Source organism: Nocardioides ganghwensis (assembly GCF_014779655.1).
Classification (GTDB): Bacteria; Actinomycetota; Actinomycetes; order Propionibacteriales; family Nocardioidaceae; genus Nocardioides; species Nocardioides ganghwensis.
Map to the genome: position 1 here is coordinate 19,711 of NZ_JACXYX010000001.1, position 15,084 is coordinate 34,794.

15 protein-coding genes are annotated in these 15,084 nt (G+C 71.3%); 9 read left to right on the forward strand and 6 right to left on the reverse strand.

Features of this window, described 5'->3' with window-relative positions; all coding sequences use genetic code 11:
* Positions 1–41: 41 nt before the first annotated feature.
* The 7 genes from IEZ24_RS00100 (at position 42) to IEZ24_RS00130 (ending at position 6,994) form a co-directional block, all read left to right on the forward strand.
* Positions 42–1,598 (forward strand): ABC transporter substrate-binding protein, encoded by a 1,557-nt coding sequence (locus tag IEZ24_RS00100; RefSeq protein WP_129455331.1) that lies wholly within the window; start codon positions 42–44, stop codon positions 1,596–1,598.
* Positions 1,595–2,566, forward strand: coding sequence for an ABC transporter permease (locus tag IEZ24_RS22165; protein WP_129455330.1), 972 nt, complete (start codon positions 1,595–1,597; stop codon positions 2,564–2,566). The genes IEZ24_RS00100 and IEZ24_RS22165 overlap by 4 nt, the downstream gene beginning before the upstream one ends.
* Entirely contained in the window at positions 2,563–3,405 is an 843-nt protein-coding gene (locus tag IEZ24_RS00110) for an ABC transporter permease (protein ID WP_129455329.1), read from the forward strand. The genes IEZ24_RS22165 and IEZ24_RS00110 overlap by 4 nt, the downstream gene beginning before the upstream one ends.
* The gene (locus IEZ24_RS00115) at positions 3,402–4,811 is read left to right on the forward strand and encodes an ABC transporter ATP-binding protein (RefSeq protein WP_129455328.1); all 1,410 of its coding nucleotides are present in this window, start codon (positions 3,402–3,404) and stop codon (positions 4,809–4,811) included. Before IEZ24_RS00110 ends, IEZ24_RS00115 begins: the two co-directional genes overlap by 4 nt.
* Positions 4,812–4,855: 44 nt before the next feature.
* Positions 4,856–5,431, forward strand: coding sequence for an ATP-binding protein (locus IEZ24_RS00120; protein WP_129455327.1), 576 nt, complete (start codon positions 4,856–4,858; stop codon positions 5,429–5,431).
* Between the two features lie 9 nt (positions 5,432–5,440).
* The gene (locus IEZ24_RS00125) at positions 5,441–5,914 is read left to right on the forward strand and encodes a hotdog fold domain-containing protein (RefSeq protein WP_129455326.1); all 474 of its coding nucleotides are present in this window, start codon (positions 5,441–5,443) and stop codon (positions 5,912–5,914) included.
* A 102-nt stretch (positions 5,915–6,016) separates the two neighbouring features.
* Positions 6,017–6,994, forward strand: a complete 978-nt coding sequence (locus IEZ24_RS00130) for a GNAT family N-acetyltransferase (RefSeq protein ID WP_129455325.1) — start codon at positions 6,017–6,019, stop codon at positions 6,992–6,994.
* A 13-nt stretch (positions 6,995–7,007) separates the two neighbouring features.
* On the opposite strand, the gene IEZ24_RS00135 is transcribed toward IEZ24_RS00130, so the two are convergent.
* The 6 genes from IEZ24_RS00135 to IEZ24_RS00160 form a co-directional block, all read right to left on the reverse strand.
* Positions 7,008–7,886: an amino acid ABC transporter permease gene (locus IEZ24_RS00135; RefSeq protein ID WP_129455324.1), complete on the reverse strand. Its 879-nt coding sequence runs from the start codon at positions 7,884–7,886 to the stop codon at positions 7,008–7,010.
* Complete coding sequence (locus tag IEZ24_RS00140) at positions 7,883–8,533, reverse strand: amino acid ABC transporter permease (protein ID WP_207206820.1); 651 nt, start codon at positions 8,531–8,533, stop codon at positions 7,883–7,885. Before IEZ24_RS00140 ends, IEZ24_RS00135 begins: the two co-directional genes overlap by 4 nt.
* 66 nt (positions 8,534–8,599) lie before the next feature.
* Positions 8,600–9,481: a glutamate ABC transporter substrate-binding protein gene (locus tag IEZ24_RS00145; protein ID WP_129455323.1), complete on the reverse strand. Its 882-nt coding sequence runs from the start codon at positions 9,479–9,481 to the stop codon at positions 8,600–8,602.
* Between the two features lie 63 nt (positions 9,482–9,544).
* Positions 9,545–10,321: an amino acid ABC transporter ATP-binding protein gene (locus IEZ24_RS00150; protein WP_129455322.1), complete on the reverse strand. Its 777-nt coding sequence runs from the start codon at positions 10,319–10,321 to the stop codon at positions 9,545–9,547.
* Between the two features lie 59 nt (positions 10,322–10,380).
* Positions 10,381–10,878, reverse strand: a complete 498-nt coding sequence (locus tag IEZ24_RS00155; protein WP_129455321.1) for a 2'-5' RNA ligase family protein — start codon at positions 10,876–10,878, stop codon at positions 10,381–10,383.
* A 36-nt stretch (positions 10,879–10,914) separates the two neighbouring features.
* On the reverse strand, positions 10,915–12,156 hold the full coding sequence (locus IEZ24_RS00160; RefSeq protein WP_129455320.1) for a glycoside hydrolase family 16 protein: 1,242 nt from the start codon (positions 12,154–12,156) through the stop codon (positions 10,915–10,917).
* 221 nt (positions 12,157–12,377) lie between these two features.
* Between IEZ24_RS00160 and miaB the strand changes: the two genes are divergently transcribed.
* Both miaB and IEZ24_RS00170 read left to right on the forward strand, forming a co-directional pair.
* A complete protein-coding gene (gene miaB, locus IEZ24_RS00165) occupies positions 12,378–13,931 on the forward strand; it encodes a tRNA (N6-isopentenyl adenosine(37)-C2)-methylthiotransferase MiaB (RefSeq protein ID WP_129455319.1) in 1,554 nt (517 codons plus the stop codon).
* Between the two features lie 159 nt (positions 13,932–14,090).
* Entirely contained in the window at positions 14,091–15,068 is a 978-nt protein-coding gene (locus IEZ24_RS00170; RefSeq protein ID WP_129455318.1) for a type IV toxin-antitoxin system AbiEi family antitoxin domain-containing protein, read from the forward strand.
* The last annotated feature ends 16 nt before the right edge of the window (positions 15,069–15,084 follow it).

Consider the following 15,084-nt stretch of genomic DNA (forward strand, 5'->3'; position numbering starts at 1 on the left):
ACATCTAGCGTCCGTGCCTCCACGAGAGAGAGGCACGGGCCATGAGGTCGTTCAGGATGCTGGCGGTCGCGGTCGCCACGGTGATCGCCGGATCCGGGTGCACCGCACCCGCCGCCGAAGGGGGGAGCGCCGGTCACCCGCACGACCGGGACGCGCTCCGGGTCGTCGGACCGTTCGAGGTGCACAGCGTGGCGCCCGTCGAGAGCAGCGGGCTGTTCACCCGGCTCGAGGTCGCCGAGACGCTGGTGAGCAGCGACCTCGAGGGCGAGCTCCAGCCCGGCCTGTCGCCCTCGTGGACCGACTCCGCCGACGGCCGGGAGTGGACCTTCGACCTGCCCGCCGACGCGACCTTCCACGACGGCACCCCGGTGACCGCCGACGCCGTCGCCGCCTCGCTGCAGGCGGCGTACGAGGAGTCGGCCAGCCCCCTCGCGGCGGCGCCGGTCGAGCGCATCGCCGCCGCCGGCGACGCCGTGCGCATCGAGCTCGACCAGCAGTACCCGTCGCTGCCCGCGACGCTGACGCACTACAGCACCGCGGTGCTCGCGCCGGCGTCGTGGGACGGCGGCCGGGTGACCGAGGTGATCGGCACCGGTCCGTACGAGATCGAGGACGTCGAGCTGCCGGCCCGCGTCGAGGTGACGCGCTTCGAGGACTTCCGCGGCGAGGCGCCCGCCATCGAGCAGGTCAGCTTCCAGACCGTCGCCCGCGCGGAGTCGCGGGCGCTGATGGCCGTCAGCGACCAGGCCGACGTCGTCTTCGGCCTCGAGCCCGCCGGGCGCGAGCGGGTCGACGGCAGCGACACCGCCGAGATGGTCTCCAGCCTCCAGCCGCGCAGCCTGATGATGAAGGTCAACGTCGAGGATCCGGTCCTCGAGGACGTCCGCGTGCGGCAGGCGCTCAGCCTCGCCCTCGACCGTGAGTCGATGGCCGACGCCGTGCTCCGCGAGCCCGACCTCGCCGCCACCCAGCTCTTCCCGCCGTCCCTCACCGCCTGGAACCAGCCCGACCTCGAGCCGCTCGAGCACGACACCGAGGCGGCGGCGGCCCTGCTCGACGAGGCGGGGTGGACCGCCGGGCCCGACGGCGTACGGACCAAGGGCGGGCAGCCGCTGGAGCTCACGCTGACGACCTACCCCGACCGTCCGGAGCTCCCGGCCCTCGCCACCGCGATCCAGGCCTCGCTCGAGGACGTCGGCGTGGCCGTCCGGGTCGACGTCACCAACTCCAGCGAGATCCCGGCCCGCCACGCCGACGGCAGCCTCCAGCTCGGGCTGCTGGCCAAGCACCTCGCCCTCGTGACCGACCCGCTGCCCACCGTCGCCGAGACCTTCGCCGAGGAGGGCTCCGAGTGGGGCGTCATGGAGTGGCGCAACGACGACGTCGCCCGGGCGATCGCGGACCTCGAGGCCGGCGCCGACGAGGACGAGGCCGAGCAGGACCGGGCCACCATCGCCACCGCCGCGCAGGAGGAGCTGCCGCTCATCCCGGTCGCGTGGTACCGGATGAACGCCGCCGTCTCCGGCCACGTCGACGGCTTCGTCATGGACCCGCTCGAGCGGACCTGGCACCTCTCGCAGGCGACGTGGGCCTCGTGAGCGGGGCGTCCACGTCCCGCCTCGGCGCCGTGCTGCTGCGACGCGGCGCGCAGGGCATCGGTGTCGCGGTGCTCGTGGCGACCCTGTGCTTCCTCGTCGTGCGCCAGCTCCCCGGCGACGCGGCGCTGCGGATCGCCGCGGGGCGCTACGGCTACGACCTCGTCGACGCGGAGGCCGCGGCCGCCGTGCGCAGCGAGCTCGGCCTCGACCGCCCGGCCTGGCAGCAGCTCGCCGACTGGCTGGCCGCGCTCGTCCGCGGCGACCTCGGCACGTCGCTCGTGACGTCCGCTCCCGTGCGCGAGGAGGTCGGCTACTACCTCCTCGGGACGCTCCAGCTCGCCGGCCTCGCGCTCCTGCTGGCCGTGGCCCTCGGCGGTGTGCTCGGCACGCTTGCGGCACGACGCCCGGACGGGCTGGTCGACCGTGCGGTCGACACGTGGGTGGCCGGCGTACGCGCCCTGCCTCCGTTCCTGCTCGGGCTCGCGCTGGTGCTGCTCTTCTCCGTGCACTTGGGCTGGCTGCCCACGGTCGGCCACGGCTCCTCCACCACCATCGTCCTGCCGGCCGCGACGATCGCCATCGGGCTCTCCGGGCTCTTCGCCCGCGTCACCCGCGACGCCGTCGTGGAGGTGCAGCGCTCCGAGCACGTGCGCTTCGCCCGCACCAAGGGTCTCTCGGACCGGGTGGTCCTGGTCCGCCACGTGCTCCGCAACGCCGGCGTCGTGCTCGTGCCGTACGTCGGGGTGCAGGCGGTCGTCCTCGTCGAGGGGGTCGTGGTGGTCGAGAGCCTCTTCGGCTGGCAGGGCCTGGGCCACGCGCTGGTGCACGCGGTCTTCTGGCGCGACGTGCCGGTGCTCCAGGCCGCGGCGCTCGTCCTGGCCCTCCTGGTCGTGGCGGTCAACACGCTGGTCGACCTCGTGGTGCTGTGGCTCGACCCGCGCCCCCGCGGAGTGGCGGTGGGCGCATGAGCGCGACGCCGACCCCCGCCGTCCTCCCGGACGTCACCGTCGCCGACTCCCGGCGCGGGGGACCGGGCCGGATCCTCGCGATCGTCGTCCTCGGTGCGCTCGCGGCCTTCGCGCTGGTCGGCCCGCTGGTGCTGGCCGACCCCGGCGCGCAGGACCTCGGCCGCTACCTCGAGGCCCCCTCGCTGGCGGAGCCGCTGGGCCGCGACGAGTACGGCCGCAGCGTGCTCGCGCGGCTGGCCCACGCCACCCGACTCTCCCTGCTCCTCGGCCTGGTCTGCGTCGCCACGGCGCTGGTCCTCGGCACCGCGAGCGGCGTCCTCGCCGCGTGGCGCGGCAGCTGGATCGACGCCGTGCTCCGCGCGGTCTCCGAGGCCTTCGTCGCCATCCCGGCGCTCCTGGTCGTGCTGCTGTTCTCCGCGCTGTCGGAGAGCGGGTCCCTGCTGACGCTGTACGTCGGGCTCGCGCTGGTGCAGTGGGTGGAGTACTTCCGGGTCGTCCGTGCCCGCGCGGCGCTGGTCCTGGGCAGCCCCGCGGTCGAGGCCGCCCGGCTCCTCGGCCTCGGTTGGGTGCACGTGGTCGCGCGCCACCTGTGGCCGGCCGTACGCCCGCTCCTGCTGACCCTCGCCTCCCTCGGCATGGTGACCTCGATCCTGGCCATGTCGACGCTCGGCTTCGTCAAGGTCGGGCTCCAGCCGCCGCGCGCCGAGCTGGGCCTGATGGTCACCGAGGCGTTCCCGTTCCACGACGTGGCGCCGTGGCTCTCGCTCGCCCCGGTCGCCGTGCTGTTCCTGCTCACCGCGGGCTTCCTCGGCCTGCGCCACAAGGAGGTCACGCCATGACGGCGCTCGAGATGCACGACGTGGTCGTCACGCACGCCGGACGGAGGCTCGTCGACGTCCCCCACCTGCGGGTCGGGCCCGACCGACCGGTCACGATCGTCGGCGAGAGCGGGTCGGGCAAGTCGCTGCTGGCGCACGCCCTGATGGGCACGCTCGCGTCCACGCTCGAGGTCGACGGCAAGGTCGACATCGGCGGACGCCTGCTGCCGCTCGCCGAGCGCGGCAACCGGCGCGCACTGTGGGGGAGCGAGGTCGCCATGCTCCCGCAGGAGCCGGCGCTCGCGCTCGACCCGACGATGCGGGTCGGGCGCCAGGTCGCGGAGGGGGTGCTCGGCGCGACGCGGGAGACCGCCCGGACCCGGGCGGCCGCCGCCCTCGCGAGCGTCGGGCTCCCCGGGGCCTCGCGCACCTTCCCGCACACGCTCTCGGGCGGCATGGCCCAGCGCGTGGCGTACGCCGCGGCGACCGTCGGCGGTGCGCGGGTGCTCGTCGTCGACGAGCCCTCCAAGGGTCTGGACCCGGCATCCGTCGACCGGCTCGCCGAGCTGCTGCTGCGCCACGTCGTCGACGGCGGCCTGCTGCTCACCATCACCCACGACCTGCGCCTTGCCGCCGCCCTGGGCGGGGAGGTCGCGGTCATGCGCGACGCCGAGGTGCTCGAGTCGGGCGAGGCGGCGCAGGTGCTGGAGCGGCCGCGGCACGACTACACGCGTCGCCTCGTCGCCGCCGCGCCGGAGCGGTGGCGGCACCCTTGGCAACGGACGGGGTGGGAGACCACCGCGGAGCCGCTGGTGGAGGCGACCGGCCTGGCCAAGGCGTACGGCTCGCAGCAGCTCTTCGCCGACCTCGACGTGCGCGTACGCCCCGGCGAGCGGGTCGCGCTGAGCGGTCCGAGCGGCGTCGGCAAGACCACGCTCGGCGGTGCCCTCCTGCGGATCGTCGCGCCGGACGCCGGGCGGGTCGTCCACCACGACTCCCTGCGCGGGCGGGTGCAGAAGCTCTACCAGGACCCGGCGCTGTCGTTCCCCACGCTGGTGCCGATCGAGGTCGGCCTGCGCGACGTGGTCAAGCGGCACGGGGCCGACCCACGCAGGCTCGACCAGCTGGTCGCGGACCTGCGGCTGGCCCCCGAGCTGCTCACCCGGCGTCCGGCGGAGGTCTCCGGCGGGGAGCTCCAGCGCGTCGCGATCGCGCGGATGCTGCTCGCCCGGCCCCGGCTGGTGCTGGCCGACGAGGCGACCTCGCGGCTCGACCTGCTCACCCAGGAGACGACCATCGACGCGCTCGTACGCGGGCTGGACGACGACGCGGCGCTGCTGGTGGTGACCCACGACAGCGCCCTCGCGGACGCGGTGGCCGACACCCACCTGCACCTGTCCGGCGGCGACGGCCAGGACGCGACCTGACAATCGGGGTGCGGGACGCAGGGGGTTGCGGCACGATCGGCCCGGTGCGACTGCTGCTGATCATCGGACCTCCGGCCGTGGGCAAGATGACGGTCGGTCGGGCGGTCGCGGACCGCTCGACCTTCCGGCTCTTCCACAACCACCACACGATCGAGCTGCTGCTGGACGTCTTCGACTACGGCACGCCGCCGTTCAGGACGCTCAACAGCGAGTTCCGCCGCCGCATCATCGAGGAGGCGGCCGAGGCGGGCACCGACCTCGTGTTCACGTTCGTCTGGGACCTCGACCTCGCCGAGGAGACCGAGTGGCTCGCGGACCTCGTGGCGCCGTACGGCGACCGGGTCGCGGTCGTCGAGCTGGTGGCGGGCCTCGACACCCGGCTGGAGCGGAACCGCACCGAGCACCGCCTGGCCGAGAAGAAGTCGAAGCGCGACCTGGAGTGGTCCGACGCCAACGTCCGCGGGATGGAGGCCGACTACCGGATGAGCTCCGTCCCGGGTCGGGACGCACCGGGCGAGCGCCTGCTCGCGCGGTGGCCGCACCTGGTCGTCGACAACACCGACCTCCCGGCGGGCGAGACGGCCGACCGGATTCTGGCGTGGCTGGTTACTCAGCAGTAATATCGCCGCATGCCTGCCGTCCTCGACCTCTGGAGGAAGACCTCCGCGCTGCCCCTGGGCAACCGGGTCTTCTCGCTCGCCTTCAGCCAGAAGGCGCCCTACTTCGCCACGATCCGGCCGCGTTTCACCGTGATCGAGCCCGACCACGCCGAGCTGGTGATCCCCAAGCGGCGCCGCGTGCACAACCACATCGGCACGGTGCACGCCATCGCGCTCTGCAACGGGCTCGAGGCGGCGATGGGTGCGCTCGCCGAGTCGACGATCCCGCGCGACCGGCGCTGGATCCCCAAGGGGATGGAGGTCGCCTACACCGCCAAGGCCAGCTCCGACATCACCTGCATCGCCGAGACCGCCCCGGAGCAGTGGACCGCCGAGGTCGGTGACGGCTACGACCTGCCAGTGCGCGTGCGAGGCGTACGCACCGACGGCACCGTCGTGGTCGAGGGCGAGATCCGGCTCTGGGTGAGCCCGAAGAGGCCCTGACGGACGTCGGCGGACAGGCGTGCCACGAGGTGCCGAGATCCGGTCCGCCGCGTTCCGAGCGACGGTAGCCTGAGCGTCCGTCACACAGCGCAGAGGGAGAACATGGGTATCGACATTCGCCCGGCAACGTTGGAGGACGTCGATGCGATCGTCGATCTGGCTGCTTCGCGATCACTGGCTGCGATCGAGGCGGCTGAGGGCGCAGCGGGCGGCTTCCTGGTGTCGGACCTCGAACGCAGTGAGTACGAGCACCGGATCGTCGAGAGCCGCTTCTTCTACGTCGCGACCGACGACGGCACCATCGTCGGCTTCCTGATGGCCTACACGTCCGAGCAGCTGCGGGGCGACGAGTGGTTGAATCGCAGGGTGTTGGCCACGCTGGGCGCCTTCACCGTGATCAAGCAGGTTTGCGTGGCACGGTCACATGCCCGCCAGGGTGTGGGGTCCCGGCTCTACCACGAGCTGCTGGTCGATCGACCTCGCGAACCAGTGGTCGCGGCCGTGGTGAACGAGCCCCGCAACGAAGCGTCCAACAGCTTCCATCGCAAGCTGGGGTTCGAGGAGCTCACCTCGCTGACCCCGCCTGACGGGAGGCCACGGTTGGTCTTCGTGCTGCGGGAAGCACGGCTCGACGTCCTGATGGGTCAGTACGGCACGGCGATCGACCTTTACAAGCACGAGGACCTGCTCAACTGGCAGAAGCTCAACAACTTCTTCTACATCACCACGGGCCTCGCTGCGGCGTTCGCCTTCATGCTCGGTGACGTGGTGAAGGACGCCGCCGCCCGTCGAGCGCTGACGCTGGGTGTGAGCACGCTCGGTGCGACGTCGTCACTGGCGTTCTTGATCACGCTGTACTTCGGCCGGAAGTACCTTCAGGCTCGCAAGGCCACGGTGGTCCGATTCGAGGAGCACATCGCGTGGCACGGCGGGCAGCGCATCGTGGGCTCTGCCGGCGGAGATCCCCAGAACAAGTGGCTGAGCTTCTCGCCGACCGGCCTGGTGATGATGGCCGTGCCAACGGTTGGCCTCATCATCTGGGGCGTTGCCATCACGCTGCTGCTGGTCCGACTCTTCTGAATGAGTTTGGATGTCAGGCCGCTGCGGCGCCCGCATTGAGCCGTACGCCGGTCGACTGGCCGCGGGTGGACAGCCTGCGCTCGACGTACTCGGCGAGCTTCGACAGCGCATAGTTGATGACGATGAAGATCAGGCCGACCACGAAGAGCACCTGGATGGGGTTGTCGAGGTTGAGCGAGATCAGATTGCCGCGACGGAGCAGCTCGGTGTAGAGCCCCAGCACGGCCACCAGCGAGGTGTCCTTGAGGATCACGACCAGCTGGCTGATCAGCGCCGGGAGCATGGTCCGGAAGGCCTGCGGCAGCTCGACGTTCTTCATCGACTTCCACCGGGTCATGCCGACGGCCAGCGCGGCCTCGCTCTGGCCGCGGGGGAGCGAGTTGACCCCGGCGCGCACGATCTCGGCGATGATCACCGAGTTGTAGAGCGTCAGGCCGATCACGAGGAACCAGAGGCCGTCGCTGCCGGGCAGGAACGAGATGTCGATCCCCGTCGACCGGACCAGGATGTAGACGTAGAAGATCGAGATGATCACGGGCAGTCCCCGGAAGAGCTCGATCACGGCGACGACAGGGATGCGGCCGGCCCTGCCCAGCATCATCCGGGCCACTCCGAGGAGGGTCCCGATGACGAGGGAGAGGGAGATCGCCAGCACGGCCGCCGTGAGGGTCGCCTGCAGTCCCTTGGCCAGCAGGCGCCAGACGAGCACGAAGTTGTCGTCGCTGGGGTTGATCAGCGGTGACCAGAGCTCGGAGTCGAACTGACCACGGTCGGCCAGTCGCCACACGGCCAGGCCGGTGAGCCCGAGGAGGATGACGGCGGCGACGACCGTGCCGATGGCGGCGCGGCGGCGCGCCTTGGGCCCGGGCTCGTCGTAGAGGACGTTGCTCATCGCGCGATCGCCACCTTTCGCTCGGTGTAGGCAAGGAAGGCCGCGGCCGGGAGGGTGATGCACAGATATCCGACGGCCACCCCGGTGATGACCGGCAGGCCGTCGTAGCCCTGCGCACTCGTGAGGTTCTTGTAGACCGACCAGAGGTCGCCGCCGACGCCGAACGCGCCCACGACTGCGGAGTTCTTGAACATCGCAATGATGACGCTGCCCAGCGGCGGGACGATGCTGCGGAACGCCTGGGGCATGACGACCTGGGTGAGCGACTGGCTGAAGGTCAGGCCGATCGAGCGGGCGGCCTCGGCCTGACCGGCCGAGACGGAGTTGATGCCCGAGCGGATCGCCTCGCAGACGAACGCGCTCGTGTAGATCACCAGCGCCGAGACACCGAAGACGTAGTAGGACTGGTTGATGCCGATCTCCGGCAGGCCGAAGGCCATGAAGAAGAGCACCACGGTGAGCGGGCAGTTGCGGACCAGGGTGACCCACGAGGTGCCGAACCAGCGCAGCGAGGGGATCGGGGAGACCCGGCAGGCCGCGATGAACGTCCCGAGGATCAGCGATCCCACCATGCCCCACAGGCAGATCCCGAGCGACCTCAGGAACCCGGACCAGAAGAGGTCCATGTTGTTGAAGACGGCGTCCACGTCAGGTCCTTCTACGTCGAACGGGTGCCGGGGCGGAGACCTCCGCCCCGGCACACCGTGGATGGGTCACGCGCAGGCGTCGGGCTCGGGCAGCTCGGGCGTCTCGGTGCCCTCGACCTGACCTGCCGTGGCCTCCCAGGCCTCGAGGTAGGCGTCCTCGTTCTCGGCGAGCGTCTCGTTGATGAACTCGCAGAACTCGACGTCACCCTTCTCGATGCCGATGCCGTAGGGCTCCTCGGTGAACTGCTCACCCACGAGCTTGAACGCACCCTCGGACTCGTCGACGAAGCCGAGGAGGATGACGTTGTCGGTGGTGACGACGTCGACCTGGCCGTTGTCGAGGGCGTCGGCGCACTTGTCGTAGACGTCGAACAACACGAGCTGGTCCTCGCTGGCGAGATACTCCTTGATGTTCTCCGACGGCGTGGACCCGGTGACCGAGCAGACCTTGGCGTCGGGGTTGTCCGCGAGGTCCTCGGGACCCTCGATGGAGTCGTTGTCCTCGGCGACCATCAGCATCTGGCCGGCCTCGTAGTAGGGACCGGCGAAGGTGATCCGCTCCTTGCGCTCGTCGTTGATCGTGTAGGTGGCGACGACGAAGTCGACCTCCCCGTCCTCGATCACCTGCTCGCGAATGTCGGAGGTGCTCTCCTTCCACTCGATGTCCTCGGGAGCGATGCCCATGGCGCCGGCGATGATCTTCGCGACCTCCACGTCGAAGCCCTCGGGCTCGCCCTCGAGGTTCTGCAGGCCGAAGCCCGGCTGGTCGAACTTGGTGCCGACGGTGACGGTGCCGGCCTCCGCGATCTCGGCCATTGTCGTGCCGGCCTCGAAGTCGGTGTCGCTCGCCACCTCGACCTCAGGCGTCTCGTCGTCGCCGCCGCAGGCTGCCAGCGACAGGGCCAAACCCGTGGCGGCGATGATCGCCTTGGTCCTGGTGAATCGCATTGCGTCTCCTTCTGTCCTGAGCCGAAGAGGTTCCGGCCCCCGTTGGGTGGATGGATCAGTGCGTCAGTGCTTGAGGATCTTGCCGAGGAAGTCCTTGGCGCGGTCCGAGCTGGGGTTGGTGAAGAACTCCTCGGGGGTGTTCTCCTCGACGATGGCGCCGTCGGCCATGAAGACCACGCGGTCGGCAGCCGTCCGGGCGAAGCCCATCTCGTGGGTCACGACGATCATCGTCATGCCCTGCTCGGCCAGGTCGACCATGACGTCGAGGACCTCCTTGATCATCTCCGGGTCGAGCGCGGAGGTGGGCTCGTCGAAGAGCATCACCTTGGGCTCCATGGCGAGTGCGCGGGCGATGGCCACGCGCTGCTGCTGGCCGCCGGAGAGCTGCGCGGGGTACTTCTCGGCCTGGTGGCCGACCCCGACGCGCTCGAGCAGCTCGCGCGCCTTCTTCTCCGCGGCCTCCTTCTTCATGCCCCGGACCTTGATCGGGCCGAGCGTGACGTTCTCGAGGATCGTCTTGTGGGCGAAGAGGTTGAAGCTCTGGAAGACCATGCCGACCTCGGCCCGCAGGGCGGCGAGCTCCTTGCCCTCGGCAGGCAGTGGCTGGCCGTCGAGGGTGATGGTGCCCTCGTCGATCGTCTCGAGCCGGTTGATCGTGCGGCAGAGCGTGGACTTCCCGGACCCGGACGGTCCGATCACCACCACGACCTCGCCGCGGGTGACGGTGAGGTCGATGTCCTTGAGTGCGTGGAGCTGCCCGAAGTGCTTCTGGACGCCGCTCAGCACGACGAGGGGCTCGCCCCGGCCGGCGCTGACGGGGGCCGTTTCCTGCGCGGTCATGGCCGCAACCTATCGGCACGTGGCCCTGTCGGGCCATCGTCCACGGCCCGTCGGGGCCATCACAAAGTGGTGACGATTCCCGCCTCGGGGTCCCAGCGGCGCAGCTCGGTGAGGGTCAGCACCGCGTCCTCGTGCCCGACGGCGTCCAGCGCGGCGGCCACGTCGGCGCGCGGCACGCGCCGCGCGAGGGTGACGTGGGGCAGCCATCCTGCGTGCTGCACCCCTGGCACGTGGGAGCGCAGCTCGAGAACCGCGCGCACGATTTCGTCGGGCACGTCGACGAGGCGTACGAGCGTGACGCGGCTGCCGCCGAGCAGTGCGACGCCCGAGGGACGTACGGCGACCGGCAGCAGCGGGGCGACGAGCTCGCGGGCGCGGTGCTCGTCCTCGGGCCCGATCGAGGGAGCGGCGAGGACCGTGACGTGCGGGCTGTTGGTGACGCCGCGGTGGTCGAGCTGGGAGGGCAGCCCGGCGTCGCGCAGGGCCTGCCACTGCCGGCGTACGAGCTCGCACCCGGCCTCGTCGGGCAGCAGCTCGAGGGCGTGCAGGCGAGGCATGGCGGCGAGCCTAGGCCGGGGGCCGGGGGGACGGCGTCAGGACGCCTTGCGACCGCTGGTGACGCGCGAGGTCTGGTGGGACGTGGCGTCGAAGACCCGCACCCAGTCGACCTGCGCGGTGTCGCCGAGCTCGTCCGCGGTCAGCTCGCCGAGCTCGTAGTCGGAGGTGAGGTTGGACAGCACGAGGTACTGCGGGGCCTGCGAGACGGCCTTGGCCTCGCGGTAGTACTCGCGGCCGTCGATGCGGAAGATGTACTCGCGCGGCGTCCACTCGACGGAGAACACGTGGAACTCCTCCCACCAGGACCGCTTCGCCCCCAGCGAGCGCCGCAGGGTGGGGAACATGTCGCCGAGGCTGACCTTGTTCCAGCCGGCCTCGTAGTAGTGGATGTGGGACCCGACGGTCTCGGTGCCGCGGCCGTTCTCGCCGAAGAACTCCATCACGTCGATCTCGGTGCCGCCGGCGGGGACGCCGTCGACGTACTTCGTGCCCTGCGGGAGCAGCCAGAAGCCCGAGTGCATCCCCTTCGCGCGCTGCGGCTTGATGCGGGCGGCCACGATGCCGTGGCGGAACGCGCGGGTGTGCTCGGTCGCCACCTGGCTGTTGAGCAGGTAGGGGCTGGTGCCGGAGGCGCGGGGGTGCGTGTAGGAGCACGGCAGGCCGGAGCGGGCGGGGTCGAGGGCGACGCCGAGGTGCAGCACGCCACCGTCGACGCGGCGGGCCGAGGGGTCGACGCGGGCGCAGGTGCGCGGGGCGTACACGCTCTCGTGCTCGCGCTTCTGGTCGTTCCACACCGAGAGGTCGAGGTCGGTGCCGGAGAAGGTGTCCTCGAAGGCGGGCGTCCAGCGCGACGTGGTCACCGTACGGGTGGCCCAGGTGCGACCGCGGGAGGTGGTGGTCGCACGGTAGGTGCCGGCGCGGGGGGCGAAGGCGGCGGCGCCCCACGCGTCCTCACGGGCGGTGGCGACGACCTTCCAGCCCTGGCGGGTGCGGCGCTCGAGCGTGACGGTCTGGCCGGGCGAGGCCGGGCTGAACGTGGCCACCAGGCTGCCGGTGTCCTGCGGGCCGGCCGGTGACGTCCCGGGCTGCACGATCGGGGGGAGCGAGGTCAGCGTGGCGCGGACCGAGCCGGTGCGGGTCGTCTGCTTGCCGCCCTTCTTGCCGGCGGCGTGGACGTCGGAGGGGAGCAGCGCGAGCAACAGGACGGTAACGAGCAGGCCGATCACCAGTGCCGTGCGCACGGACTTGGATCGATCGACCTGCTGCTCGAGCTGCACTGGGGGCTCCCCGGGGCCGGTGGGTGACACCGCGCTCCTGTGGGGGAGGAACGCTCGGTGTTACCGCACTGTGTATCTGACGTAAGGATCTTGAGCAACATTCGGCAAAGAATGTGGCCATTCCGGAGAAATGGCCCATCCGGACTACGTGCAATGGTCTAGACGTGTGCTCCGGGCGCGATGCGGTCGAGCGCCTCGCGCCGCCGTACGCTGGACCCGCTATGAGCACTGCACCGGTTGCCACCCCAGACGTCGCCACGGACGCCGCCCCAGAGGCCGCGCGCACCTACGAGGTCAAGACCCACGGGTGCCAGATGAACGTCCACGACTCCGAGCGGCTCAGCGGCCTGCTGGAGGACGCCGGCTACGTCCGCTTCGACGGGGACGGTGCCGACGAGCAGGCCGGCCATCCTGATGTCGTCGTCTTCAACACCTGCGCCGTGCGGGAGAACGCCGACAACAAGCTCTACGGCAACCTCGGCCACCTCGCGCCGGTGAAGGCGCAGAAGCCGGGCATGCAGATCGCCGTCGGCGGCTGCCTGGCGCAGAAGGACCGCGACACCATCACGAAGCGAGCGCCGTGGGTCGACGTCGTCTTCGGCACCCACAACATCGGCTCGCTCCCGGTGCTGCTCGAGCGGGCCCGCGTCCAGGAGGAGGCCCAGGTCGAGATCCTGGAGTCGCTCTCGGTCTTCCCCTCGACCCTGCCCACCAAGCGCGAGTCGGCGTACGCCGCGTGGGTCTCCATCTCGGTCGGGTGCAACAACACGTGCACCTTCTGCATCGTCCCGGCGCTGCGGGGCAAGGAGAAGGACCGCCGTCCCGGCGAGATCCTCGCCGAGGTCGAGGCGCTGGTCGCCGAGGGCGTCACGGAGATCACCCTGCTCGGCCAGAACGTCAACGCCTACGGCGTGGAGTTCGGCGACCGCCAGGCCTTCTCCAAGCTGCTGCGCGCCTGCGGCGGGATCGAGGGCCTCGAGCGGGTGCGCTTCACCTCGCCGCACCCGGCCGAGTTCACCGACGACGTCATCGAGGCGATGGCCGAGACGCCCAACGTGATGCCGTCGCTCCACATGCCGCTGCAGTCCGGCTCCGACAAGGTGCTGCGCGACATGCGCCGGTCCTACCGCCAGTCCAAGTACCTCGGGATCATCGAGCGCGTGCGCGCCGCGATCCCCGACGCCGCGATCACCACCGACATCATCGTCGGCTTCCCCGGCGAGACCGAGGAGGACTTCCAGGCCACCCTCGACGTCGTGCGCGCCGCGCGCTTCTCGGCGGCCTTCACCTTCCAGTACTCCAAGCGCCCCGGCACCCCCGCCGCGGTGCTCGAGGACCAGGTGCCGGCCGACGTCGTCAAGGACCGCTACCAGCGCCTCGTCGAGGTCGTCGAGGACGTCGCCTGGTCGGAGAACAAGGCGCTCGTCGGGCGCACCGTCGAGCTGATGGTCGCCGAGGGCGAGGGCCGCAAGGACACCGCGACCAAGCGCCTGTCGGGCCGCGCGCGCGACAACCGGCTCGTGCACTTCGCCGCCGACTTCTCCGCGGTCGACGCCGACTCCGTGCGCCCCGGTGACATGGTCACCGTCGAGATCACCTACGCCGCCCCCCACCACCTCGTGGCCGACGGCGCGATCCGGTCCGTACGCCGCACCCGCGCCGGCGACGCCTGGGAGCGGCGTACGTCCGCCCCGCCCGCGGCCGCCTCGGTCGGGCTCGGCATGCCCGCGGTCGGCGTACCGGCTCCGCTGCCCCCGGCCCCCGCCTGCGGGTGACGCCTGGCGCTTGCGCGGGAGTCACCGGTTGACCGGCGACTCCAGGAAGATCATGGAAGGTCCGAGCCACCAGGTGACTCGGATCCTCCACGATCGCGTTGTCCACAGATCGTCCCGAGGGGATCGTGCAACGGCGTGCACCACGCGATCGTGGATCGGGTGACCGATCTCGATCGCCTGCTCCTCGCGCAGGACGGTGTCGTCTCCCGGGCCCAGGCCCTGCACGCCGGCCTGCACCCCCACGACCTGCGTCGGCTGGTACGCCGTCGTGACCTCGCTCCGCTCCTTCCCGGCGTGTACGTCTCCCACACGGGCGAGCCGTCCTGGGTGCAGCGAGCATGGGGTGCGGTGCTGGCCTGCGCGAGTCCGCGCGGTGTCGCCGGCGCCTCCCTGGGCGCGGCCCTCGCCGGTGCCTCCGCGATGCGAGCCGCCGACGGCCCAGGGCGCCCCGGCGCGGACAACGGACCGATCCAGGTGGTCGTGCCCCGCAGTCGGCGCGTGGTGGCGCCGCCGGGCATCGCGGTGACCCGCACGTTCCTGCTGCACGACCGCGTCCAGTGGAACCTCGGCCCGCCGCGGCTGCGCTACGACGAGGCCGCGCTCGACGTGGCTCTCGGGAGCGATGGCGACCTCGCGGCGGTGGGGGCGATCGCGCGCGCGGTGCAGGGCCGACACACGACTGCCGTCCGCATGCAGCGCTCGCTGGCGTCACGCAAGCGGGCGCCCCGTCGCGACTTCCTCGACGCCGTCCTGCGCGACGTGGCCGACGGGACGTGCTCGGTCCTGGAGCACGCCTACGTCGACCGGGTGGAGCGCCCTCACGATCTCCCTCGTGCTGATCGCCAGCGACGAGCCGGGACGGCGACCGGCATCGTCTACCGCGACGCGGTCATCGGCGAGCGCGTCATCGAGCTCGACGGCCGGCTGTGGCACGACACCGCGGAGCAGCGGGACAAGGACTTCGAGCGGGACCTCGACGCGGCGATCGTGGGGCTGGACGCCGTACGCCTCACCTGGGGCCAGGTCGTCGGACGACCGTGCTCGACCGCGGCGAAGCTGTCGTTGCTGCTCGAACGCGACGGCTGGCCCGCTGCCACGCCCTGCGGGAGCGGCTGCGTGCTGGCCGTCGCCGCGTGATCGTGGAGGATCTGGG

Excerpts from the sequence above, each read along its gene's own strand:
- IEZ24_RS00115 (WP_129455328.1), top strand. The coding sequence starts at position 3,402 with ATGACGGCGCTCGAGATGCACGACGTGGTCGTCACGCACGCCGGACGG.
- IEZ24_RS00135 (WP_129455324.1), bottom strand. The coding sequence starts at position 7,886 with ATGAGCAACGTCCTCTACGACGAGCCCGGGCCCAAGGCGCGCCGCCGC.
- IEZ24_RS00155 (WP_129455321.1), bottom strand. The coding sequence starts at position 10,878 with ATGCCTCGCCTGCACGCCCTCGAGCTGCTGCCCGACGAGGCCGGGTGC.
- IEZ24_RS00130 (WP_129455325.1), top strand. The coding sequence starts at position 6,017 with ATGGGTATCGACATTCGCCCGGCAACGTTGGAGGACGTCGATGCGATC.
- miaB (WP_129455319.1), top strand. The coding sequence starts at position 12,378 with ATGAGCACTGCACCGGTTGCCACCCCAGACGTCGCCACGGACGCCGCC.
- IEZ24_RS00145 (WP_129455323.1), bottom strand. The coding sequence starts at position 9,481 with ATGCGATTCACCAGGACCAAGGCGATCATCGCCGCCACGGGTTTGGCC.
- IEZ24_RS00110 (WP_129455329.1), top strand. The coding sequence starts at position 2,563 with ATGAGCGCGACGCCGACCCCCGCCGTCCTCCCGGACGTCACCGTCGCC.
- IEZ24_RS00150 (WP_129455322.1), bottom strand. The coding sequence starts at position 10,321 with ATGACCGCGCAGGAAACGGCCCCCGTCAGCGCCGGCCGGGGCGAGCCC.
- IEZ24_RS00100 (WP_129455331.1), top strand. The coding sequence starts at position 42 with ATGAGGTCGTTCAGGATGCTGGCGGTCGCGGTCGCCACGGTGATCGCC.
- IEZ24_RS00125 (WP_129455326.1), top strand. The coding sequence starts at position 5,441 with ATGCCTGCCGTCCTCGACCTCTGGAGGAAGACCTCCGCGCTGCCCCTG.